Source organism: Streptomyces sp. NPDC091371, from assembly GCF_040684275.1.
In the GTDB taxonomy this organism is placed as follows: domain Bacteria; phylum Actinomycetota; class Actinomycetes; order Streptomycetales; family Streptomycetaceae; genus Streptomyces.
In genome coordinates this window covers 14,514-34,693 of record NZ_JBFBFP010000063.1, presented here as the reverse complement: position 1 = coordinate 34,693, position 20,180 = coordinate 14,514, and the positions used below count along the sequence as shown (strand labels likewise).

Sequence of the window (20,180 nt, the reverse complement as noted above, 5' to 3'; positions counted from 1 at the left end):
GGTGTCGCCGATACGCAAGCCGAGGTAGAAGGCCGGGCCTTCCGCCGGCACCCGGAAGATCTCCTCGGCGCCGAACAATTTCGTATAGAAGCCGAGCAGAACGTCCAGGTCGGCAGTCACGATCACTGGCTGGATGGTGGACATGGCACTCCTGTCGAGAACGGTCGTGTCGCTGGGTAGACCGCTCGAGGACGGTGAACTCATCGGCAAAACCACCCCGCCGGACGATCTACGACACAGACTGCCGCCCACGACCAGCACGAGCACCCCGAAACGAGGTCACGCCACCCCGCTGACCAGCCACTTCAAGATGGCACAGCTTCACTGCACGGAACCTCTCCCGCCCTGCCGTGACGCTCGCGTCCCACAGGCCTGAAACGTCACCACTCAGCGAGAGGGACTGGAGCCGTCGTTCCTCAGCGAGAAGACTGGCACCCGCCACGTTCTGGTCCACCATGCCCATCGCGGTGAGCGCCGCATGACCGCAGGACACCGCATCGTCAGCGTTTCCCGAACCGTGAGCCAGCAGGGCATACCGCAAGCAGAGGACAGCGAAGAAGGCATAGGTGTCGGCGACAGCCGTGATCCCCTCCTCATTCGGCTCAAGCTCCGGGAATCCCTCCAGCCGGCGCACGGGTTCGGCGGCGTCGACAAGCGGCCGGTCGGCATACCAAAGATCGCGCACGGACTCCGCATAGAAGTCCAGGTCGGATTCGCGCCCCGGCTCGCCAGCCCGCAGGCCCACGAACAGCGGCGCCATGCGTTCGGTGCAAGCGGCGACATAGAGGCGGATCCCCTCACCGTCCCCGCCACGCAGTGCCTCCGCGACGGCCTCCTCGACCAGCTTCTCCACTCCCCGCCCCCTTCCCATTCGAACAGATCGACAGGCTACACATCGGGCTGAGGACCGCAGCTTGACGAGTTATTGATCCGAAACGGTTGGGGTTCTGGGTCGTTGTAGTGGTGTGAGCGATCTGGTGGGTGACGCGCGGCACCTGTCGCCGACGGCGCAGGAAGCGTTGCGGCTGCGGGCGGTGGCCGCGCTGGTGGAGGGCCGCGACCGTGCGGAGGTTGCGGCGGTGTTCAAGGTCTCGCTGAAGGCGGTGGACGGCTGGTGGGCGAAATGGCTGGCCGGCGGGCGTGATGCGCTGACCGCTCGCCCGCGGGGCAAGCGCGTGGGCGAGCATCAGGTGCTGTCCGAGGCCGAGCAGGCGGCCCTTCGCCAGGCGGTACTCGATCACCGCCCTTGTGACCTTGGGTTAGCCGGGCAGCTGTGGACGCGTGGCCAGGTCGGCGTACTGATCGCGAAGTTGTACCGGGTGCGGCTGACCGAGCCGGGGGTGGGCAAGTACCTCAAGCGGTGGGGGCTGTCGTTCCAGCGGCCCGACAAGCGGGCGATCGAGCAGGACCCGGAGGCGGTGCGGGTCTGGCTGGAGGAGAACTGGCCGGCGATCCGCGCGAAGGCGAAGGCCGAGGGCGGCGAGGTCCTCTTCGCCGACCAGGTCGGCATCCGCTCCGACCAGGTCAGCGGCCGCACCTGGGGCGAGCGGGGCCGCACCCCGATCGTCCGGCGGACTGGGAACCGGATCTCCGTGAACGCGATGTCGGCGATCAGCACGAAGGGCCGCATGCACTTCATGGTGTTCACCGAGAGCTTTGACGCGAACGTGATGTGCCGGTTCCTCGACCGCCTCGCCGGCCACTTCGACCGCAAGATCCACCTCGTGGTGGACCGGCATTCAGCCCACCGGTCCCGCACGGTCCGCGACTGGCTGGCCGATCACGCCGACCAGGTCGAGCTGCACTTCCTGCCGTCGTACTCGCCCGAACTCAACCCCGACGAGCTCGTCAACGCCGACCTCAAACGGAGCCTTCCCGCGAGCAGCAAAGCCCGTACCCAGGCCCAACTCGCCAGCGAGGCACGACGGTTCTTCCACCGCCGTCAGCGCCAGCCACACATCGTCCGCGGCTACTTCCACGGCCCGCACGTCCGTTACACCCTCGAAGAGAACCCTTTGAGTTTCTGATCAATAGGACCATGAAGTGTCTGCATTTGGGGTGCAAGGCGGTCTGCGAAGCCTGCTCCGAGTGGGCCTGCTTGGCTGCGGCATCGAGGAAGGCGCAGGGGCCATGGGTACAAGGCCGGCCGGTGAGCGAGGGCTACAGATCCAGGGCCATCGTTTCGCAGTAGCCGAGGGCCGTGGCCGCCTGGGCGAGATCGCCCTCGGCTGCGGATCGGCGGGCCATGTCGAGCATCGTGACTATGCCTTGCAGCGGCCCGTCCACATTGCCAGCGGTCTGGCGCTCATCCAGGCTGGCACTCAGCACCCGGTCGGCCTGGTCCAGGACGTCGGACCAGATGCCGTCGAACGCCCGGGGGTCTACGCCGGTCAGGGGCGTGAGCCACAGGTCGGCATGGGACTGGAGGAGTTGCTCGGCGGGCCGGTAGTCCAGGACTGATCCGCACGTCATCGAGCCGACGTCGGTGTGCATGGCCACGGTGGGCCACGCGGGCAGGGCCTCGGTGTGGGCGGGGCACAGGAACACGAGCCAGGCCGCGCCGATGCTGGCCTTGACCTCAGGTCCCTGCCGGAGCGCGGTCGCCTGGGCAGGACACCGCACGACGGTGCGCAGCGCGGTGATCGGGCGGTTGGCGGTGAGCTGGTGGAGGGACGGCACCAGGGGGCTCCTTCGTGGGTCAGACCTCGATGTAGGCCACGACCACGACGGTGCGCAGCACCGTGACGAAGTACAGGACGCGGACGGCTTCGACCTCGTCGGTGTACTGGCGCAGCCGGGGGCCGGTGGTGTCACCGGGGATGGGGTCGCCGATGTCAGGGTCCACGGAGATAACGACCAGGGCGCGGTCCAGGGCGTGGATCTCCGCCTCGCTGGTGATGTTCTCCAGCTGCTTGGCGGCGGAGTCGGAGAACGCGATCCGGGCGCGGCGCCGGTTGTGCTGCTGGGCCATCAGGCGACGGCCGGGCGCTGGGCTGCGAGGCGGGTGAGGTGTGCCTCGCGCAGCTCCTCCCACGGGGTGCACTGCTCGGGGTCGGGCAGGCCGTTGGTGGCGATGTCCTCGAGGACGCCAGCGAATCGGTCCGCGTCGGCCCGGGTCTTGGCTGCGTACGCGCGCACCGCCTCGGCGGCCGCGGGCTCCAGCTGCCAGGCTGCGGTCTCGGCGGGGGCCGGCTGTTCGCTCATCGAGGGCTCCAAGGCGCGTAACTGGCGGGTCTCACCACGGTATCGCCGGGCCACGGGAGCCGGGACCACTCCGGGTGAAATCGCCTTTCCCGAGGGAGGGTGACCGCAGGTTTCACGCTCACGGTCCGTCAGTGTGACACGGTCGGGAGCAGCCGCGGCTGGCTCTTCAGCAGGGGCTTGCGTCAGTCGTCGGCGATGAATCGCGTACGCCCGCGGGGCCGCGCGGCCAGAGGCTGGGTGAGCAGCTGGAACCCGAGGATTCAACACGGCGCTTACGGTGGGCGCGCGGGGTGTTGTCGCAGGTCAGGGCCGCAATAGGAGCGGGCCGCCGCCAGAGAGCCATACGGCGACCCGTCGAATTGTGCCGCGGCTCGGTAGTTGTCACCGTCGGCACCAGGTAGCTTGCGAAGGAAGCAGTCGGACTGTCACCAGAGAGGCGCTGCAGTGTCACACGTGGCCGATAGCTGGGTCGTACGGGTACCGGTGCGCAGCATTCCTCGCGAGGACCTCATTGCCATGCTTCGCGAACAGACCCTGGCATGCGGACCTGCCCGTGACGCCTTGGTTGCCGGAGGCGCCTTCGAGGTTTGGGACGGTCTGATCCCGGCCAGCCGGCACGCGGGTGTGTTCGGGATTCGTATCCGCACAGCTGCTCGGCGTGGCCACACAGTCGAGGGCCTTGCCGCCTCTGTCGACATCCTGCGGCAGGCCGGGGAAGAGCTTGTGCGTACCGGTTGCATTGACTCTGTGGACAGGTCGTCCGTGTTCACGATCTTCCTGAACTCCTCGGCGACAGAAGTGCTGGCCTGCGTCGGCGGGGCCCCGGCCCCACCCTCTACAAACGCTGGCAGACGTCGACGAGTGACAACGCCCCGGCTTTGGTGTCAACTCTCGTGCTTCGGCTCACGAACTGTCTTATGGCAGGTCCCCCGAATCGGGTCGTACTAGGAACGGCGGGCCGCCGCGGCCGCCGAGCCGGTCCGACGCACCGCCCACCCCTGCCTGGCCCACCCGGGACCGGCTACCACCGGCTCGGCGTCGACCAGTACCGCTGGGTCTTCGACGAACTGATCGCCCCCACCTACCTGGACCGGGCCCTGCGCCGGGCCCCCGCGCATACGGACCCGGTCGTCGTCTACCTCCTCGGGAAACCGGGCGCCGGGCAAATGATGGCCTCACGGATGCTGCGGCAGGTCATGCGGCCCGGAACGGTACAACTGGACCCGGACGACCTGCGCGGCTCGCACCCCGACTCCTTCGACCTGGTCAACACCGAATCCCGTCTCGCCGACGAGGCGTGGCAGGCCGAGGCCGAGGCGTACGTCCGCGAACGGTGCGGCAGCCTGGCCATCGAAGCGGACTTCACCAGCGCCTGCGACTTCCGACTGAGCACGCGCAGGTTCGCCCGAGCCGGCTACCGGATCGAGGTCGTCGTCCTGGCCTGCCGGGAAACCGACACCCGGCAGGCAACCCTCGTCCGCCACGCCCGCGCCCTGGAGCTCGACGTCATCACCGCCCTGCCGACCCCGGCCGCCCACGCGCGGTTCTGCCGCACGGTCGGCGACATCACGGTGGCCGCGAACAGCGACCCGGACATCGCCGCCGTCCTGGTGCTCGACGCCGAATGGCGAGTGCCCCTTCAAGTGCGTCGACCCTGGCACTGGGCGCATGCAGACCCCGGCCGGGTGACACAGCTGGTCTTGGACGGTCCTGTCAATGATCAGGATGGACGGCCTGGACGCCGGTACCGTCGTACAGCTCGGGTTCCAGAGTGAGCAGGTAGCGGCCGGCGGGGAAGTCTGCCGAGGGGCGGGCCGCGTGGATAGCGTGGACGGTGACCCAGGAGTGCCCGGCGTGCAGGAGCTCGGTGGCGGACAGAGCGGCGGCCATGTCGAAGGGCTCGAAGGTCCGCCACGGCGCGAGCCCGCTCCAGCGCGGCCTGTGCCCGTTCGAGCTCCTGCAGGGCTGCCTCCGCCTCGTCGGAGGTCGTCCGGGTGCGGTCGGCCAAGTACTCGGCGGCCAGCGTGGCCCGCGGCTCCGGAACCGGGAACGCCGGTGACGGTGACGACCCCGCGGGGGCTGGGCAGCGAACCGTTCCTTTTCGGGTTGTAGGGCCCGTTACTGGGGATTCTTGGTGCTGCCCCGGGCGGAGACCGAACGCCGCTTGGCCGCAGCGGCCTTCTTCGTGGTGGGTTGCTTCGCGGTGGTCTTCTGCACGGCAGTCTTCTTGACGGGGGCCTTGGCCGGGGTGGTGTCCGGGATCGTGGGCGCGGGTGCGCCGCCGGGGCTGGCGGGGCCGACCGTTTCGACTAGGGCGGCCAGTACCGCGTCGAGTGCCGCTTCGGCGGCCGCCCAGCTGCCGAGCCGACCGGCGACCGCCGCGATCAGGGCCGCGCGGTGGTCCGCATGCGACGTGGCGGGGGCGGACGGCGCGGGGGTGGCTGGCCCGAAGGCGGGCGGCTCAAAGGCGGGCAGCTCGTAACCCGTGTACCGATAGCCGGCCGGGTGAGGGCCGACCGGTGCGTACACGTGCCCGTAGGCGACCGGCTGGGGTGCCGGGCCTTGCGGTACGTAGGTCCAGCCGGGCACCGGCGGAGGCGGCTGAACCTGCACGTACCCGGAGGGCACCCACCTCACGGGTTGGGCCACGTCCCCTACGTATCCGGGCATCCACGCACCCGCCGCGGGGGCGGGCGGTGGCGGCAGGAAGTTGGTGCCCGGCCGCGTATCGATCGGTTCGGGCTCCTCCGGAGGGGAGGCCCCCGGAGCCAACTGCTGCAACTGCTGGATGAGCCCCGAGAGCCCCTGATCCGACTCCTGCCCCACCGCCCGCAGGATCTCCTCGGGGCCCTCGGGCTGCTCTCCCCGCGTCGTGACCATCCGCGTCATCTCCCTTGTCTGACCGCGAGGGCGCCCGCCACCACGAGCATGGTCTCGACCAGGAGGACGACCACCCCGGCCCGGTACCAGTTGGCGCGGCGCTTGAGCGTCCGCTCGTTCTTCTCGGATGCAGTGATCATCCCCAGCGTCGCCCTGTGACGGATCGACGGCTCATCGCCCGAAGCCTTGAGCAGCAGGGCCGGTGAGGGCCCGAAACGCCAGTCGTCGTCCGGCCACAGGACGACCATCGCGCAGACGCCGATCACGGCCATCGCCACCACCAGACCGACGACGACACCCGTGGACAGCGAACGCTCTTCGCTGATCAGGCCGATGGCCGACGAGAAGGAGGTGATGAAGGCGGCGACCGTAAAAAGGCCGGTCGCGCGATTGCGCAGATTGGCGAGGGTGGCGTCCTGCTGGGTGAGGGCGAGCAGGGCGGCCTCGTAGGCCAGCGTGTACTTACCGTCCGGGGAGCCGGCCACCGCGGTCGTGGTGCGCCGACCGCGCCAGGGCCGGTAATCCCGCTTCCGCTCCACGGCTCCGTGCTCCATCCCCGGATCGTCGGCCACCGCAGACGCCCCGGCGCGGCGGGACATGGCCGTGGCGTCCTTTCAGCCCATCGGGTTGGCTCGAACGGATGCCTGAGGTGCGGGCGGGGCATCAGCCCCCCGCTGGGGCACAGCCCGTCAGCGCGGCCAGGCGGCTTGCCACGGCTGCAGGTCACGCCTTTACTTCACGCTAGGGCGGGGCTTTCCAGAGAGGTTGAACTCCTTGGCTTGCTCAACGCGCGAGCGGTGCGGGCCGCCAGGTGTTTTGCAGCGGGCATGGACGCCCTGGCCACAGGTCGGGCAGGAAACCTCGTACACCGCCCACGGACGTGGTGGTCCCTGCTTCCTCTCCTGCTCCCCCCGTTCGTCCAGGATCAGCCGCAGGCGCTCGTCATGAGGCACGACGCGCGCGGGCCCATGAGGCGGTCCTGGCCTTGTCCCGTTTCATCTGCTCGCGAAGGCGCTCTGCCTCGGCGCGCCCTTCGGCGAAGGCGTGCTCAGGTTCGAGGATCCTAGTGCGGATCTGCTCGCGTGCTGCCTGGGCGATCCGGGTGTTGACTATGTCCGGCTCCCCTATCGGCCCGTCACGCAACATGCCATCGGAGCCACCCCGCATGACGACACCACCCGCTCCCGTCCCTTCTCCGCCGCCCTGGCGGCACTGCGCACACGGCGCGGACCCCGGCACTGACCCCATCGGTTGCACCGGCATCCACGTTCCCGGCTGCACGCTATGTCTGGCCCACCTGACCGACCGTGACCGCAACATCTACCTGGCCAGCCTGGTACCGGGCGCCAGCATCGACCACCGCGGCACCCTCTTCACCGAACCACTCCTCACCTCGCTCCTTCAGTGCCTGCGCGACCCCAACACCCAAAACCCCCACCTCGGCGACGCCCGGTTCGACGGGGCACACTTCTCCGGCGACGCCCGGTTCGACAGGGCACACTTCTCCGGCGACGCCCGGTTTGACGGGACGCAGTTCTCCGGGACCGCCGGGTTCTACCTTGTATGGTCCTCCGGGACCGTCGGGTTCCGTGGGGCGCAGTTCTCCGGGACTGCCGAGTTCTATAGGTCGCAGTTTTCCGGCGATGCCCGCTTCGACAGGGCGCAATTCTCCGGTGACGCCCGGTTCGATGAGGCGCAGTTCTCAAAGGCCGCCGGGTTCAATGGTGCGCAGTTCTCCATGAAAGCCGAGTTCAACAGGTCGCAGTTCGGTTTCAGCGCCCACTTCATCCATGCCAGGTTCGCGGTGCTGTCGCAGTTTGGACCGGTGGCGTGCGCGCGAGCGGTATTCCTGGATAGTGCGGTATTCGAGGCGCCAGTGACCCTGGAAATCGCGGCGCGTGAGGTCACCTGTGTGCGGACCCGGTGGGAATCGACAGCATCCATGCGCCTGCGCTACGCCACGGTGGACCTCAGCCATGCGGTGCTGTCCTCCCCCGTAGCGGTCACCGCCCACCCCACCCCTTTCAGGGCCATCACGACGGTGGACGAGAGCCTGCTGGCTGGCCCCGCCGGAGTGCGGGTGGCTTCGGTGCAGGGTGTGGACGCCGCGCACCTCGTCCTGACTGATGTCGACTTGGCCAACTGCCTGTTCACGGGATCCTTCCACCTCGACCAGCTCCGTCTGGAAGGACACTGCACCTTCGCCTCCGTTCCCGCCGGTTGGCACCGCCGCGGCATGTGGCCGGTGCGGTGGACCCGCAGGCGGACCCTCGCCGAGGAACACCACTGGCGAGCCCTGTGCGCTGGCCAGCCCGCCCCGGATCCGAGCCAGCCGTCCTCGCCCGGCGCCTGGCGCACTGGACCACACCATCCCGGTACTGTGCTCTCCCCCGACCCGGACGACGTGGCGGCCGTCTACCGGCAGTTGCGCAAGGCGTTCGAGGACGGGAAGAACGAGCCTGGGGCCGCCGACTTCTACTACGGCGAGATGGAGATGCGCCGCCACGACCACACCCTTGGCACCAGCCGTGCCGAACGCGGCCTGCTGCACGGTTACTGGCTGCTCTCCGGCTACGGCCTGCGTGCCTCCCGCGCCCTGGGCTGGCTCGCCGCCGCGATGCTGGCGACGATCATCCTTCTGATGGGCTTCGGAATCCCCGAGAACTCGCCGCAGCAGAAGGTGAGCGGCACCGTGCTGCCCGGCGGAGGCAGGGCCGTGTTCGTGATCGACAAGGCGGATCCACAGAGCCCCACTGAAGACAGGTTTACTGGCAAGCGGTTCAACAAGGCCCTGAGCGTCACACTTAACTCGGTGGCGTTCCGCTCCACCGGACAGGACCTGACCACCGCCGGCGCCTACATCGAAATGACCTCCCGTCTCCTCGAACCCGCCCTCATCGCTCTGGCCATCCTCGCCGTACGCGGACGAATCAAACGCTGACCACCCCGCCACGTAGTCAGGCTGAACAGACAGGCGCTACTCATCGCACCCACGATTCCTAACCTCGGAGAGCGGGCGGACCACCTCACGGACATCAGCCCAGCTCATACGCGCCCTAAGGTGGGGAACAGGGGAAGCAAGTCCGGGCAGTTGGGTGAGCCCGGGTGGGGATTTTCAGGAGAGCCTCATCACCCCGGTGAATCCGTACCTGCTCGCGACGTTCACTGCCGCCGTCCTCGTGGTGCGAACACCTGACCCACCTGTAGCGGGCGGCTTCCAGGATTTCGGGCACGGTGGTGGTCTGCGCGCCGAGACCTGGCCCGTGCGACCTCACTCGCCGGAGTCGACATCCAGGCGCGGGAACTTGCGCCCCGTCGTCGAGCTCTGACCCCTGTGCCTTGGCGGTGTCGGGCGAGGACGAGGCGCAGCCGCTGGTGTGTGGCCGGCCGGGCGTTGCGCGGGCGCGTCCAGGAGGCTGGCGGCCCCGCGTAGGACGTACTCCGGGATGCTCGCGTCGCGCCCGGCTGCCTCCAGGTGGCGTCTGCCGCTTCGAGTCACCCGGCGGTTCGCGCCCTCCACCAGGCCCCACGCGGCCAGCCGACGGCCGATCTCGTAGATCTCTATGGAGCGGTGCAGGTCGGCGCGTACCTTCTCAACGCTCCTGGTGCGCCCGCAGAACGCGAGCACACGACGCTCGACCGGATGCCCGGGTAACTCTCCCTCCACCGTACGCACCTGCGAGGCACGCACCACGAGCAGGCCGCGCCTGTTCAACGCGACGATCGCGCTGTCCGCCACCCGCCACGCCCCGCCCGCCAGGAACGCGATGTCGTACACATCCAGATCCCGCAACTCGTCCGAGCCCCTTGCGCACCGCCGGAACACCCACCGCATACCAGCCCCCGGTCGATTCGCTGCATCCGCCAGCAGTGTCACCTGACAGCACAGCGCCCAACCCTCTTCCCGTCATCTCAGAGCAAAACGTGAGCCACGGCTACGCCGACGCTCTGGTCGCCCACGATGCGACCCGCGCGTTCGAAAACCCCGGTTCCGCCCCAGCCCACGAGCCCGCCGCCGGTTCGTACTTCGACATGGCGAAGACCGCACAGGCGCCCGCCGGCCCCGGCCGAGGAATTCAGGGGGGAGACAAGGAGGGGATGCATGGGGGGGAACGTGGTTCCTCAGTCACCAGGTATCTCCGCAGGTCACCGGCCCTGGAACGGCCGGTGAGCTCCGAGGATTAGGTAGTAGGGGGGTGGGAGAGGTTCTGTGGCCGGGGTCGTGGAGTGCGGAGAAGGGTGGTTGGGGTGAGGGGCGCAGCAGCAGGTTCGGACGAGAGCGGGGGGTGCACGGGATGGCGGGTTCGGGGGAGGGGGGTGCAGCGGGTTCGGTGCGGCTACGCGGGCTCCATGCAGTTGCCGACGCTCTCTTCGACGTACCCAACGGGAGGCGCCGGGCGCGGGCGCGGAGCAGCTGGTCTTGTCCGCCTGCTCGGCTGCGTCGGCCGGTTGGGGCAGAGGTTGACCATGGCATTGAGGAGCGCTGCGACGGTCTCCCCGGCTGCGGCCCGGGTGTGCTGGTCCTGCGCCAGGGACTCGGCGGCCAGGGCGACGGCGACGGCGGCCTGGAGGACGCCGACGGGGACATGGGCGGTGCGGGTGGCCGCGAGGGCGGCCTCGGCCTGCTCCGCGAAGGACAAGGTCGTGTGCATGGTTCATACCCTGGCTCCGTGTCCGGCCTGGAGCGGACTGTCGAAGAAGATCGGATCGACCTCCGCGAGGTCGACCTGACGCCGGTCAGCGGGCGGTCAGTCGCCACTGGCGCTCGGGCTGGCTCCCGCAAGAGGCCTGAACGATGGCTGCGGTCTGCCGGGTGTCCGCCCCCGCGACCGCCAGGCACAGACCGCTGTTGTCGTTGACGATCCGGTACAACGGCCGGCCGGCTTCGTCGGCGCCGTCGCGGTCGAGCCGCCACAGGTGGTCCGGGTAGTCACCGCACGGGAACTGGTTGACCACGACGCCCGATGCCCTGTCCGCGGCGGGGACGGCCGCACAGAGGCCGCTGTTGTCGTTGACGACCCGGTACAGGGGCTTGACGTTGCGTCCCCAGGGCTCGATGCGCCAGAAATGATCGGGGAAGTTTCCGCACCCGAACTGATTGAGCGCGACAACCTCGGTGCTCGCTCCAGGTACGGCAAGACAGAATCCGCTGTTCTGGTTCACAATCCGCACCGGCACACCGGCGGGAATCCTCGTGCCCTGCTCACCGATGCCGGTGGCCGACGGTTGCGGGGTGGGGGCCAGGGGCGGCAACGACGGAGCGACGGGCGGGGCGGCTGGTGCCTGCATCGGGTCCTGGGAGGCGGCGGGCTGGGAAGGGTCCGGGGGCATCGATCCGGTCGGGAACGCCTCGGCACCGATGGACGGTTCGCCGCCCTGCGGCCGGCTGGGCCCGAGTTCCGACGGCGCGGCGGTGTCGGCGTTGTACTTAGACCGGTCCGCCTGGTTGGCGATGACGAGGACCGTGACCAGGACCGCGAGTGCAGCCCACTGCGCCGCCGGCGCCCTCCAGTGCCTGAGCCGACCCGCGCGTCGCCGGGTAGCGGCGGGCGGGTGATCCCCTACCGGCGCGGCATCCTGCGAGGTCCGCCGGTTATCCGCGGACGATTCGGAGGTGTGGTCCTCTTCGCGAACATCGCGAAGTGGAGCGGCCTGCGCCTCTGCGGGCGAGCGCTCCGGGTTCGGGGACGAGACCTCGTCGGGTGATGGGCCCGGAGCCAAGGCAGCGGCAGCCTTCGCTGCTGCGGAAGGGCTGGGGGCCTCGGCCGGAACTGCTTTGCCGACTTTGGCGAGGGTCGGGTCCGCAGATGATGCCGGCATCGCACCGGGTTCCGGGGCAGTGGAGCCTGAAGCGGAGGCGGCTGGCGCCAGGGCTGCGATCGAGGCCATGGCGGCGGCATGGAGGCGGCGGGCCTTGATGAGTTGGTCTGCTCGCGTTCGGGCGTCGCGGGGGAAGCGGTCCTCGATGACCTGGGTAAGGCGGGACATCGGAATGATCTTCAGGCCGGAGCGGTACTCGCTCCACACGCTCCTGCTGAGCCGGTACTGATCCTCCAGCCGGCTCACCGTTAACTCCTCCGTCAGCTCCCGCAGGAACTGCGCGAGCGCGTTGGCCTCGGCCGTGCGGCCCTTTAACGGGCCCGGCGGGCGCCCAGATCTGCCCATCTCTCCCCCTCCAACGTCCGACGTGTTCGCGCACGTTCGTGCAAGTTCGCGGATATCCGGAGTCCCCACTCCATCTGACCTGCACTGACACAAGTCCGCACCGACGGATAATCAGATCAGGTTCCAGCGTGGTGTTCCACCGCTTCCGCCAACGAGGACAGCGGAATCCACCACGGCGAAGGGACCACCGTGAAGCAACCGTTCATCCGCCGGCCCAAGGCCCTGGCGGCCCTGGCCGGCCTGGCCCTGGCCGGCCTGGCCCTGGCCGTCGGACTGACCATCGTCCCCGCCCAGGCCAGCAGTACGTCCCACTACGAGAAACCCTCGTCGACCGGGACCATCGGCCACGGCGCGGCCCCGGGCGGGCCGGTCACCCGCGAGCAGGTCATAGCCCGCGCCAAGGACTGGGTGAAGGAAGAGGTCCCCTACAGCCAGGGGCGGTGGTGGAAGGACGACGCGACCGGCGGCTCCTACCGGCAGGACTGCTCCGGGTTCGTCTCCATGGCCTGGCAGCTCAAGGACAGCCTGACCACCCAGTCCCTGCCCTCAGTCGCCAACCGGCTCGCTGGCTTCGACCAGCTCGAGGCCGGCGACGCCCTCGACAACCCGGCTGCCCACGTCGTGCTGTTCGGCGGCTGGACCGACAAGGCCAAGGGCGACTTCGTCTACTACAGCGAAAGCCGGCCCGGACGCCCCGCCCGCAAGGAGAGCGCCAACATCCACGACAGCCGCATCGCCGGTCACCCCCGCACCTCCTACATTCCCATGCGCTACAAGAAGCTCACCACCACCCAGGCGCCCGCACCGATACCGGCCAAGCCCACCGCACCCGCGCAGCCCGCACCGACAGCAACAGGATCGCCCTCAGCGTCGGCCACCGCGCCGGCCAAGCCCAAGGCGAAGCCGAAGCCGAGTACCACCGCGGCCCCGAGCCCGAGAGCGAGCACGACCGCCCCGGCCGCGCCCTCCGCCACCAAGCCGCCGGCCAGCACCGCGCCCAGCCCCGCCATCACCGCCGCCCGGCCGGACACCTCGTCCGCTCCCCCGCCCACCGGAGGCTGCGCACCCACCGTCCGGATCTCCTTCTGGACCTGGCTCTTCGGCTTCTGAACGGCGCCCCACCGCACTCGGTTTCCATCCCGTCGAATGTCCCGGAAAGGAATCACCATGCACCCCGTCATGTCCCGAAATGGCCGGCGGGCCACGCAACGGGCCGCCGCCCTCTTCAGCAGGCTCCACAGCAGCATCCGCATGCTCTGCCTGCTCATGATCGGCGTCATCGCCCTCGGCGTCGCCGCCAACGCCGCCCCTGCCAAACGCAAGGTCGGACGGCCGTCCGGCCCGGCACCGATCGCACTGGAGCAGATCGTCGCGGTTGGGACGTCGGTGTTCGCGCTGGCCGCAGACCACCAGGGCGTCTACGAATGGTCCGAGCACCAGGAGAACTGGCGGAAGGTGAAGGGCGCCGCACAGAAACTCTACGCGGGCGGTGGCAACGTCTACGCGATCGAAGCCGGGCACAGCGGAGCGGGCGACATCTCCAAGTACAACGCGAAGACCGGCGGGTGGCGGCGGATCGGCGGCCCCGGCGCCACCTTCGCCGCCACCTCCAAGCACCTCTACGGAGTCAGCCCCGACCACTCCGGGCTGTGGCAGTACAGCGGCCGAGGCGACATCTGGAAGAAGGTCGGCGACCGCTCCGAGAACCTCTACGCCGGTCCGGACGACGCCGTGTACGTCTCCAACCCCGACGACAAGAAGATCTTCAAGTACGACGGCAAGTGGACGCCCCGCGGCGACGCCAAGGCCACCGTCGCCGTCACCGACAACAACCTCTACGCCCTGACTCCCGACCGCCAAGCCGTGGTCGAGTACGACTCCAAGAAGAAGAAGTGGAACCCGGTCGGCGGGCCCGCCGCCGACATCCTCGCCAGCAACACCCTCTACAAGGTCGAGCACGGCACCGGAGCGCTCTGGAAGTACAACGGCCGTCCCTACAAGTGGAACGTCCTCAGCGATAGGGCCGCCGCCTTCGTCACCAGCGGCGACCACCTCTACCGCCTCGCCCCCGACCGCCGCTCCGTCCAGAAGTACAGCGGCGACGGCGCGACGAAGGAATGGCGCAATCTCGGCTCTCCCGCGGTTCCGGCCACCTACACAGAGAAGACCGCTCGCCTGGCCGGCCTCACCCAGCTCGGCCCGGAGGCCACCGCCGACTGGCTCCAGACCATCGACGCACACCGCAGGGGCGTGCCGGACCCGTACGAATTCCGCTGGACGAACAACGAATGCAACTTCCCAGCCAGGAACCGCATCGCCGGCTACGACTTCACCACGGCCTGTGTCCGGCACGACTTCGGGTACCGCAATTACCGCGACCTGCACGGTGAGAAGAACTTCCGCTCCAACCCGAACGGAAAGGCCCGCGTCGACGAAATCTTCCTCCAGGACATGAACAACGTCTGCGAGCAGCAGGGCCGCCAGCCCACCCTCCAGATGCCCTTCGACTTCGCCGCCTGCAAGAAAGCAGCCAAGACCTTCTACCACGGGGTTAAGTACGGGGAACCGGCCCTCAAATTCATCACCGACCCCAACCCCTTTCTTCCGAGCTCCAAGGAATGGGTCAAGGGATTCCTGAACTGGCCCGGCACGGGCCGATAAGCTGATCCGCACCCCGGCAGAGTGCATCCACCAGCCCGCTGCCGGGGTGGCAGGCCCGTCTGCCCTCCCCTAAGCTCATCCGCTCTCGTGACCTCGCTGGACAGGCACCACAGCAGCGCCGCGTTGCCGCGTGAACGCCACACAGGGCCGACCCCTCAGGGATCGGCTCTGTCACATTCCCTAGCCGCCCAACTCCGAAAGGCCCCGTTCCCCGGGTGCGCGTAGTTGGCGTGCAGGAAATCCCGGTGAGATTGATCTTGGTCGGCTAGCACACCGTTCCGCGGCCTCGCTGAGGTTCCCGGAAAGATCGTCGAGCGGGTGCCGGCGCTGGCCACGGTCCGATCGTGCCGGTGGAGTTTCTGACTGATGAGCAGGCCGAGGCGTACGGGACGTTCACCGAGGCGCCCACACGCCCGGAGCTGGAGCGGTTCTTCTTCCTCGACGATGACGACCGTGATCTGATCGCGTTGCGCCGTACGCACGCGCACCGGCTGGGCATGGCGGTGCAGATCTGTACGGTCCGCTACGTCGGCCCGTTCCTGGGTGAGGACCCGCTCGCGGTGCCTTGGGAGGTCGTGGTACCTGGCCGGGCAGCTCGGCATTCTGGACGCCTCGTGCGTGAAGCGGTACGCCGAGCGGCGCTCGACGGTGCACGAGCACGCGGACGAGATCCAGAAGCGGTTCAAGTACCGGGACTTCACCGACCGGACGTGGGGCCGGGAGTTCCGCGGCTTCCTGTACGGGCGGGCGTGGATGCACGCCGAGGGGCCGGTGGCGCTGTTCAACCACGCGGTGACGTGACTGCGGAAGAACCGGGTGCTGTTGCCGGGCGTCTCAGTGCCCTTAGAGGTCGTATCAGTTGGTGCTGAAGTCACATGCCGCGGTCTGGGCCGTATGCCTCGCGTGCGGGTTGGCCTGGTCCCGCGGGTGGGTACTCCAGCCACACGGGGCCGGGGTAGAAGACAGTGCTGTCCCAGCCGGCCATCTCCTCACCGATGAGGTAGCGGTACAGCCACTCGGCGAAGGTCATGGGGTGTCCGACCCAGTCGCCCCCCTCCCCCTGAACCACCACACCGTCGGAGAATCCGTGGACCCTCGGTGCCGTGAAGACCGCGGCTCCTTGGTCGGTGGCGGCGATGGGTATGAGGCCGTCGGTGGTTCCGAAGCTGAGCTGGGGGAGTTGGCAGAAGATACGAGGATCGTCGTCCGGCCCAGTGATGTAGGAATCCCAAGCACTCTCGGACCAGACTTCTGATGCCGAGCGGATCTCCTCGCCCAGGTTCCACCAGCCTGACGCGGGGTGGGACAGGGTGAGGTGTCCGTTGATCTGCACGGGTGCGTAGGCGTCGACGATCTGTTTGTAGTCCGCCGGAAGGGTTCTGCCGAGCTCCTCCTCCAGGCTGAGCCAGGCCGCAGGGTCGGCGTGGCGTTCCTCTCCGGGGCCGAGCATGGCGAAGACGGCCTGCAGGTAGTCGCTCATCGTGGTCATGCACCTCGAGATGCTGCCGAGAATTGTTCGTGCCAGCATCGAGCACCCCTCGTGTCGACGAACGGCCGGGGTCCTCGTTGTCATGACATGGAGATGGTGCGCCAGCTAGTGCGAGACAGGTTGTGGGAGCTTTTCGTCCGAGTGATGCCCGCGGTGCCGGTGCGTCCGCAAGGTGGTGGACGTCGGAGGGCTGACGACCGCGGAGTCCTGGCCGCGATCCTTTTCGTTGCCACCTCTGGCTGCACATGGCGACAGCTCCCACCCATGTTCGGGGCGTCTTGGCAGACCGCCCACCGTCGATTCACGCACTGGACCGAAGCTCGCGTTTGGGCCAAGCTCCACCGCCTGGTCCTCGACGAACTGGGCGCCCGCGGAGAGCTGGACTGGTCCCGGTGTGCGATCGACTCGGTGAGCCTGCGGGCGGCAAAAGGGGGTCACTGACCGGACCGAATCCGACCGACCGAGGCAAACTCGGATCGAAGATTCACCTGATCACCGACCGGAACGGACTGCCCCTCTCCCTAGGTATCTCGGGCGCCAACATGCACGACAGCCTCGGCCTGGAGCCGCTCGTACGCGGGATCCCGCCAATCCGTTCCCGCCGTGGACCTCGCCGACGACGGCCCGCGAAACTGCACGCAGACAAGGGCTACGACTACGTCCACCTGCGCCGATGGCTCCGCAAACGAGGCATCCGCCACCGCATCGCCCGCAAGGGCATCGAGTCCTCACAACGGCTCGGATGCCACCGGTGGGTCGTCGAGAGGACCGTGTCCTGGCTTGCCGGCTGCCGCCGGCTCCATCGCCGATACGAACGCAAGGCAGAACACTTTCTGGCCTTCGTCGGCATAGCCGCAGCCCTCATCTGTCACCGCCGCCTCACCAACTGATACGACCTCTTAGCAGCCCGGTCAGCTCAACTGGCCGGAGTGCTGTTCCAGCGCCTGGGTGAGGATGCTCCGGCGTGTGGCGTGGTGACGGCCGGGCAGATTTGGGCGGAGATCTACATCGTTTCGGGCCCTTGAGGCCTTACCGGAGACCGGGTCGCGTTGATCTGGCCGGTCGTCATCACTCAGCCATCGTTCACTCGTTGGTGCTTGTGGTGCGAGCCCGTCGCACGGTGACCTCTCGATCTGTCCGAGCCTGTCGAGCTCCCGCAGTAGACCGAGGCCCACGCGGTGCGCTGGTGTCACGAACAGCTAGTGAGGTGGCGGTCCGGCCCTCGTGGCCGAGGCCTGGAATTAGAAAGCTGCGTGGCCCGCACGCGCTCGTGACCAGCGCAAACATCGAGCCTTCCGGGGAGGGACCCTTTGATCTACTGCGGAATCGACTGGGCCGAGAACCATCACGACGCGGTGCTGATCGACGAGTCCGGCCAGCTGCTGGCCAAGCGACGCATCACCGACGACCCGGCTGGTTACCAGGTGCTGCTGGACCTGCTCGCCGAGCACCAGAAGTCGCAGGACGTCTCGATCCCGGTTGCGATCGAGACCAACCGCGGGTTACTCGTGGCCGTCCTTCGGACAGGCGACCGGCAGGTTTACGCGATCAACCCCCTGGCCGCCGCCCGGTATCGCGACCGCCACTCCGTCTCCAGGAAGAAGTCCGATCTCGGCGACGCCCTCGTCTTGGCGAACATCCTCCGCACCGACATCCACGCCCACCGGCCCCTGCCGGACGACTCCGACCAGGCCCGCGCCGTCGCCGTCCTAGTGATCTGGTTGTCAGTTCGTTCGGCACCACGTGAGTCGTCTTCCGTACCAGTTCGCGGGTTCGGCTGACGGGGTGCTGGTTGGCTTCGGTCTGCTGTGAGTCGTGGGTGACAGCAGGCTGGAGCCGTTGGTCCTGAGTGAGACCGAGCGGCAGGTGTTGAACAACTGGGTCAAGCGCCGCACGACCGCGCAGGGGCTGGCCTTGCGAGCACGGATCGTGCTGGCGTGTGCGTACGGCGGACCGAACCTGGCGGTCGCCGCCCAGCTGGGGGTGAACCGTGGCACCGTCGCCAAGTGGCGGGCCCGGTTCCTGCGGGACCGGCTGGAAGGACTCGCGGACGAGCCCAGGCCCGGGGTGCCCAGGACCATCACCGACGCCCAGGTCGAAGAGGTAGTGGTCCGCACCCTCGAACAGACGCCTGCGGGCGGGACGCACTGGTCGAAGCGGGAGCTGGCCAAGGTGGTGTGGATCTCCCCGGCGAGCGTGCTGAGAATCTGGCACGCCTTCGGCCTGCAGCCCTGGCGGACCGAGACCTTCAAGATCTCGCCGGATCCGTTCCTGATCGAGAAGGTCCGTGACGTCGTCGGCCTCTACCTCGCCCCGCCGGCGAACGCCGTGGTCTTCGCGATGGACGAGAAACCGCAGATCCAGGCCCTGGAGCGGACCGCGCCGGTACTGCCCATGATCCCCGGAGTGCCCGAACGCCGGAGCTTCGACTACGTCCGGCACGGCACCGTCGACCTGTTCGCTGCGCTGAACACCGCGACGGGCAAGGTGATCACGAAGCTGTCCGCGCAGCACCGGGCCGTGGACTTCCGCGACTTCCTCGACGAGATCGACCGCCAGACCGACAAGGGTTTGGCGGTCCACGTGATCTGCGACAACCTCTCCGCCCACAAAGCGCCCGTGGTGCACAAGTGGCTGCTCGCCCATCCGCGTTTCCAGCTGCACTTCACGCCGACGTACTCGTCGTGGATCAACCAGGTCGAGCGGTGGTTCGCGGAGCTGGAACGGCGCTGTCTTGAGCGTGGGGTGTTCTGCTCCCTAGACGACCTCAAGGCCGCACTCGAGAACTGGATCAAGGTCTGGAACGACGGTGCCCGGCCGTTCAAGTGGACCAAGACCGCCGACCAGATCCTCGACCGGATCTGCCGCTACTGCTCACGCATCTCCGAACCAGATCACTAGCCCGAGCCCAGCAGGACGCCACGTGGAATCGCCAGCAGGTCGGCAACCAGCTCCGCTCCCTGCTCCGCGAGTACTACCCTGCCGCTCTGGCCGCCGTCGTGCACTGGAAGAACGGCCTGTGCCGACCGGAGGCCCTCGCCCTGCTCAAGGCGGCGCCGACCCCAGCTGACGCCGCCCGCCTGACCCGCCCCCAGATCGCCGCCGCCCTTCGGCGTGCTGGCCGCCAGCGGGGAATCGAGGCCGAGACTGAGCGGCTCCGGGAGATCTTCCGAGCCGAGTGGGCTCACCATCCGCCGCTCGTGGAGAAGGCCCTGGGCCGGCAGATGCTCGCACTCCTCGCCCAGCTGGAAGCCGCCTGCAACGCCGTGGACGACCTCGCCCAGGCCGTGGAGGAGGCCTTCCTCCAACACAAGGACGCGGAGATCATCCTGAGCTTCCCGGGACTCGGGACCCAGCTCGGAGCCCGCGTGCTGGCCGAGATCGGCGACGACCGGCGCAGGTTCGCCGACGCCCGTGGCCTGAAGGCATATGCGGGGTCCTCACCCATCACCCGGGCTTCCGGCAAGAAGTCCAGCATCACCCGCCGACGCATCAAGAACGACCGGCTCAACCACGCCGGCTACCTCTGGGCCTTCTCAGCCCTGCGCGCCTCACCCGGGGCCATGGCCCGCTACCGCCACCGCCGCGACGAACGCGGAGACTGGCACGCCTCCGCCCTGCGCAACGTCTTCAACAGCCTGATCGGCCAGCTTCACCACTGCCTCCACCACCGCGAACTCTTCGATGAACACGCGGCCTTCTCAACTGCGGTCGTGCAGGCCACGCAGGCAGCGTGAGCCGAGAGTGAGGACGGGATTCAGCGAGGATTGGCATTTGCCTC

17 protein-coding genes and 4 pseudogenes are annotated in these 20,180 nt (G+C 68.5%); 10 read left to right on the top strand and 11 right to left on the bottom strand.

Annotated elements, in window-relative coordinates:
- A pseudogene (locus AB0O21_RS37115) lies at nucleotides 1-144 on the bottom strand (extradiol dioxygenase); the annotation flags it as partial.
- 85 nt (nucleotides 145-229) lie between these two features.
- On the bottom strand, nucleotides 230-853 hold the full coding sequence (locus AB0O21_RS37110; RefSeq protein WP_365179288.1) for a hypothetical protein: 624 nt from the start codon (nucleotides 851-853) through the stop codon (nucleotides 230-232).
- Nucleotides 854-965: 112 nt separating this feature from the next.
- Between AB0O21_RS37110 and AB0O21_RS37105 the strand changes: the two genes are divergently transcribed.
- The gene (locus tag AB0O21_RS37105) at nucleotides 966-2,027 is read left to right on the top strand and encodes an IS630 family transposase (protein ID WP_365179286.1); all 1,062 of its coding nucleotides are present in this window, start codon (nucleotides 966-968) and stop codon (nucleotides 2,025-2,027) included.
- 133 nt (nucleotides 2,028-2,160) lie between these two features.
- On the opposite strand, the gene AB0O21_RS37100 is transcribed toward AB0O21_RS37105, so the two are convergent.
- From AB0O21_RS37100 to AB0O21_RS37090, 3 genes are read right to left on the bottom strand one after another with little or no spacing between them, the layout of a single operon-like run.
- The gene (locus AB0O21_RS37100; protein WP_365179283.1) at nucleotides 2,161-2,679 is read right to left on the bottom strand and encodes a hypothetical protein; all 519 of its coding nucleotides are present in this window, start codon (nucleotides 2,677-2,679) and stop codon (nucleotides 2,161-2,163) included.
- Between the two features lie 19 nt (nucleotides 2,680-2,698).
- A complete protein-coding gene (locus AB0O21_RS37095) occupies nucleotides 2,699-2,971 on the bottom strand; it encodes a hypothetical protein (RefSeq protein WP_365179280.1) in 273 nt (90 codons plus the stop codon).
- Nucleotides 2,971-3,204 carry a hypothetical protein gene (locus AB0O21_RS37090; RefSeq protein WP_365179277.1) on the bottom strand — a complete coding sequence of 78 codons (234 nt, stop codon included), beginning with the start codon at nucleotides 3,202-3,204 and terminating at the stop codon, nucleotides 2,971-2,973. The genes AB0O21_RS37095 and AB0O21_RS37090 overlap by 1 nt, the downstream gene beginning before the upstream one ends.
- A 917-nt stretch (nucleotides 3,205-4,121) precedes the next feature.
- On the opposite strand from AB0O21_RS37090, the gene AB0O21_RS37085 reads away from it, so the two are divergent.
- Nucleotides 4,122-4,979, top strand: a complete 858-nt coding sequence (locus tag AB0O21_RS37085) for a zeta toxin family protein (protein WP_365179274.1) — start codon at nucleotides 4,122-4,124, stop codon at nucleotides 4,977-4,979.
- 343 nt (nucleotides 4,980-5,322) lie between these two features.
- Here the strand turns inward: AB0O21_RS37085 and AB0O21_RS37080 are convergent, their stop codons facing one another.
- Nucleotides 5,323-6,084: a hypothetical protein gene (locus AB0O21_RS37080; RefSeq protein WP_365179271.1), complete on the bottom strand. Its 762-nt coding sequence runs from the start codon at nucleotides 6,082-6,084 to the stop codon at nucleotides 5,323-5,325.
- A 5-nt stretch (nucleotides 6,085-6,089) separates the two neighbouring features.
- Nucleotides 6,090-6,638: a hypothetical protein gene (locus tag AB0O21_RS37075; RefSeq protein WP_365179268.1), complete on the bottom strand. Its 549-nt coding sequence runs from the start codon at nucleotides 6,636-6,638 to the stop codon at nucleotides 6,090-6,092.
- Between the two features lie 611 nt (nucleotides 6,639-7,249).
- Here AB0O21_RS37075 and AB0O21_RS37070 point away from each other — a divergent pair.
- Nucleotides 7,250-9,025: a pentapeptide repeat-containing protein gene (locus AB0O21_RS37070; protein WP_365179265.1), complete on the top strand. Its 1,776-nt coding sequence runs from the start codon at nucleotides 7,250-7,252 to the stop codon at nucleotides 9,023-9,025.
- A gap of 330 nt (nucleotides 9,026-9,355) precedes the next feature.
- Here the strand turns inward: AB0O21_RS37070 and AB0O21_RS37065 are convergent, their stop codons facing one another.
- The 3 genes from AB0O21_RS37065 to AB0O21_RS37055 all read right to left on the bottom strand — a co-directional run bounded on the left by AB0O21_RS37065 (nucleotide 9,356) and on the right by AB0O21_RS37055 (nucleotide 12,249).
- Complete coding sequence (locus AB0O21_RS37065; protein ID WP_365179262.1) at nucleotides 9,356-9,919, bottom strand: TIGR04222 domain-containing membrane protein; 564 nt, start codon at nucleotides 9,917-9,919, stop codon at nucleotides 9,356-9,358.
- Between the two features lie 502 nt (nucleotides 9,920-10,421).
- Nucleotides 10,422-10,736: a hypothetical protein gene (locus tag AB0O21_RS37060; RefSeq protein ID WP_365179259.1), complete on the bottom strand. Its 315-nt coding sequence runs from the start codon at nucleotides 10,734-10,736 to the stop codon at nucleotides 10,422-10,424.
- A gap of 85 nt (nucleotides 10,737-10,821) precedes the next feature.
- Nucleotides 10,822-12,249 (bottom strand): RICIN domain-containing protein, encoded by a 1,428-nt coding sequence (locus AB0O21_RS37055; RefSeq protein ID WP_365179256.1) that lies wholly within the window; start codon nucleotides 12,247-12,249, stop codon nucleotides 10,822-10,824.
- 189 nt (nucleotides 12,250-12,438) lie between these two features.
- Here AB0O21_RS37055 and AB0O21_RS37050 point away from each other — a divergent pair, with 189 nt between their 5' ends.
- The 3 genes and pseudogenes from AB0O21_RS37050 to AB0O21_RS37040 form a co-directional block, all read left to right on the top strand.
- Nucleotides 12,439-13,359, top strand: coding sequence for a hypothetical protein (locus AB0O21_RS37050; protein WP_365179253.1), 921 nt, complete (start codon nucleotides 12,439-12,441; stop codon nucleotides 13,357-13,359).
- A gap of 69 nt (nucleotides 13,360-13,428) precedes the next feature.
- Nucleotides 13,429-14,910, top strand: coding sequence for a phospholipase A2 (locus AB0O21_RS37045; protein WP_365179250.1), 1,482 nt, complete (start codon nucleotides 13,429-13,431; stop codon nucleotides 14,908-14,910).
- Between the two features lie 344 nt (nucleotides 14,911-15,254).
- Nucleotides 15,255-15,708 (top strand): annotated as a pseudogene (locus AB0O21_RS37040) (DUF4158 domain-containing protein); the annotation flags it as partial.
- Between the two features lie 73 nt (nucleotides 15,709-15,781).
- On the opposite strand, the gene AB0O21_RS37035 reads toward AB0O21_RS37040, so the two are convergent.
- A complete protein-coding gene (locus AB0O21_RS37035; RefSeq protein ID WP_365179247.1) occupies nucleotides 15,782-16,399 on the bottom strand; it encodes a hypothetical protein in 618 nt (205 codons plus the stop codon).
- A gap of 93 nt (nucleotides 16,400-16,492) precedes the next feature.
- Here AB0O21_RS37035 and AB0O21_RS37030 point away from each other — a divergent pair.
- The 4 genes and pseudogenes from AB0O21_RS37030 to AB0O21_RS37015 all read left to right on the top strand — a co-directional run.
- Nucleotides 16,493-17,289 (top strand): IS5 family transposase gene (locus tag AB0O21_RS37030; protein WP_365179290.1). Its coding sequence is split into 2 segments (ribosomal slippage): nucleotides 16,493-16,823 and nucleotides 16,823-17,289, totalling 798 coding nucleotides; the frame shifts between segments, so codons are not numbered across the junction.
- A 420-nt stretch (nucleotides 17,290-17,709) separates the two neighbouring features.
- Nucleotides 17,710-18,111 (top strand): annotated as a pseudogene (locus AB0O21_RS37025) (transposase); the annotation flags it as partial.
- 103 nt (nucleotides 18,112-18,214) lie between these two features.
- The gene (locus tag AB0O21_RS37020) at nucleotides 18,215-19,300 is read left to right on the top strand and encodes an IS630 family transposase (RefSeq protein ID WP_365179244.1); all 1,086 of its coding nucleotides are present in this window, start codon (nucleotides 18,215-18,217) and stop codon (nucleotides 19,298-19,300) included.
- Nucleotides 19,297-20,136 (top strand): annotated as a pseudogene (locus tag AB0O21_RS37015) (IS110 family transposase); the annotation flags it as partial. The gene AB0O21_RS37020 and the pseudogene AB0O21_RS37015, both read left to right, overlap by 4 nt.
- Between the last annotated feature and the right edge of the window lie 44 nt (nucleotides 20,137-20,180).

What these genes read in the sequence shown, in the direction of transcription:
- AB0O21_RS37065 (WP_365179262.1), bottom strand. Translation starts at nt 9,919, where the DNA reads ATGCGGTGGGTGTTCCGGCGGTGCGCAAGGGGCTCGGACGAGTTGCGG.
- AB0O21_RS37080 (WP_365179271.1), bottom strand. Translation starts at nt 6,084, where the DNA reads ATGGTCACGACGCGGGGAGAGCAGCCCGAGGGCCCCGAGGAGATCCTG.
- AB0O21_RS37095 (WP_365179280.1), bottom strand. Translation starts at nt 2,971, where the DNA reads ATGGCCCAGCAGCACAACCGGCGCCGCGCCCGGATCGCGTTCTCCGAC.
- AB0O21_RS37055 (WP_365179256.1), bottom strand. Translation starts at nt 12,249, where the DNA reads ATGGGCAGATCTGGGCGCCCGCCGGGCCCGTTAAAGGGCCGCACGGCC.
- AB0O21_RS37085 (WP_365179274.1), top strand. Translation starts at nt 4,122, where the DNA reads ATGGCAGGTCCCCCGAATCGGGTCGTACTAGGAACGGCGGGCCGCCGC.
- AB0O21_RS37045 (WP_365179250.1), top strand. Translation starts at nt 13,429, where the DNA reads ATGTCCCGAAATGGCCGGCGGGCCACGCAACGGGCCGCCGCCCTCTTC.
- AB0O21_RS37070 (WP_365179265.1), top strand. Translation starts at nt 7,250, where the DNA reads ATGACGACACCACCCGCTCCCGTCCCTTCTCCGCCGCCCTGGCGGCAC.
- AB0O21_RS37035 (WP_365179247.1), bottom strand. Translation starts at nt 16,399, where the DNA reads ATGACCACGATGAGCGACTACCTGCAGGCCGTCTTCGCCATGCTCGGC.
- AB0O21_RS37090 (WP_365179277.1), bottom strand. Translation starts at nt 3,204, where the DNA reads ATGAGCGAACAGCCGGCCCCCGCCGAGACCGCAGCCTGGCAGCTGGAG.
- AB0O21_RS37075 (WP_365179268.1), bottom strand. Translation starts at nt 6,638, where the DNA reads ATGGAGCACGGAGCCGTGGAGCGGAAGCGGGATTACCGGCCCTGGCGC.
- AB0O21_RS37060 (WP_365179259.1), bottom strand. Translation starts at nt 10,736, where the DNA reads ATGCACACGACCTTGTCCTTCGCGGAGCAGGCCGAGGCCGCCCTCGCG.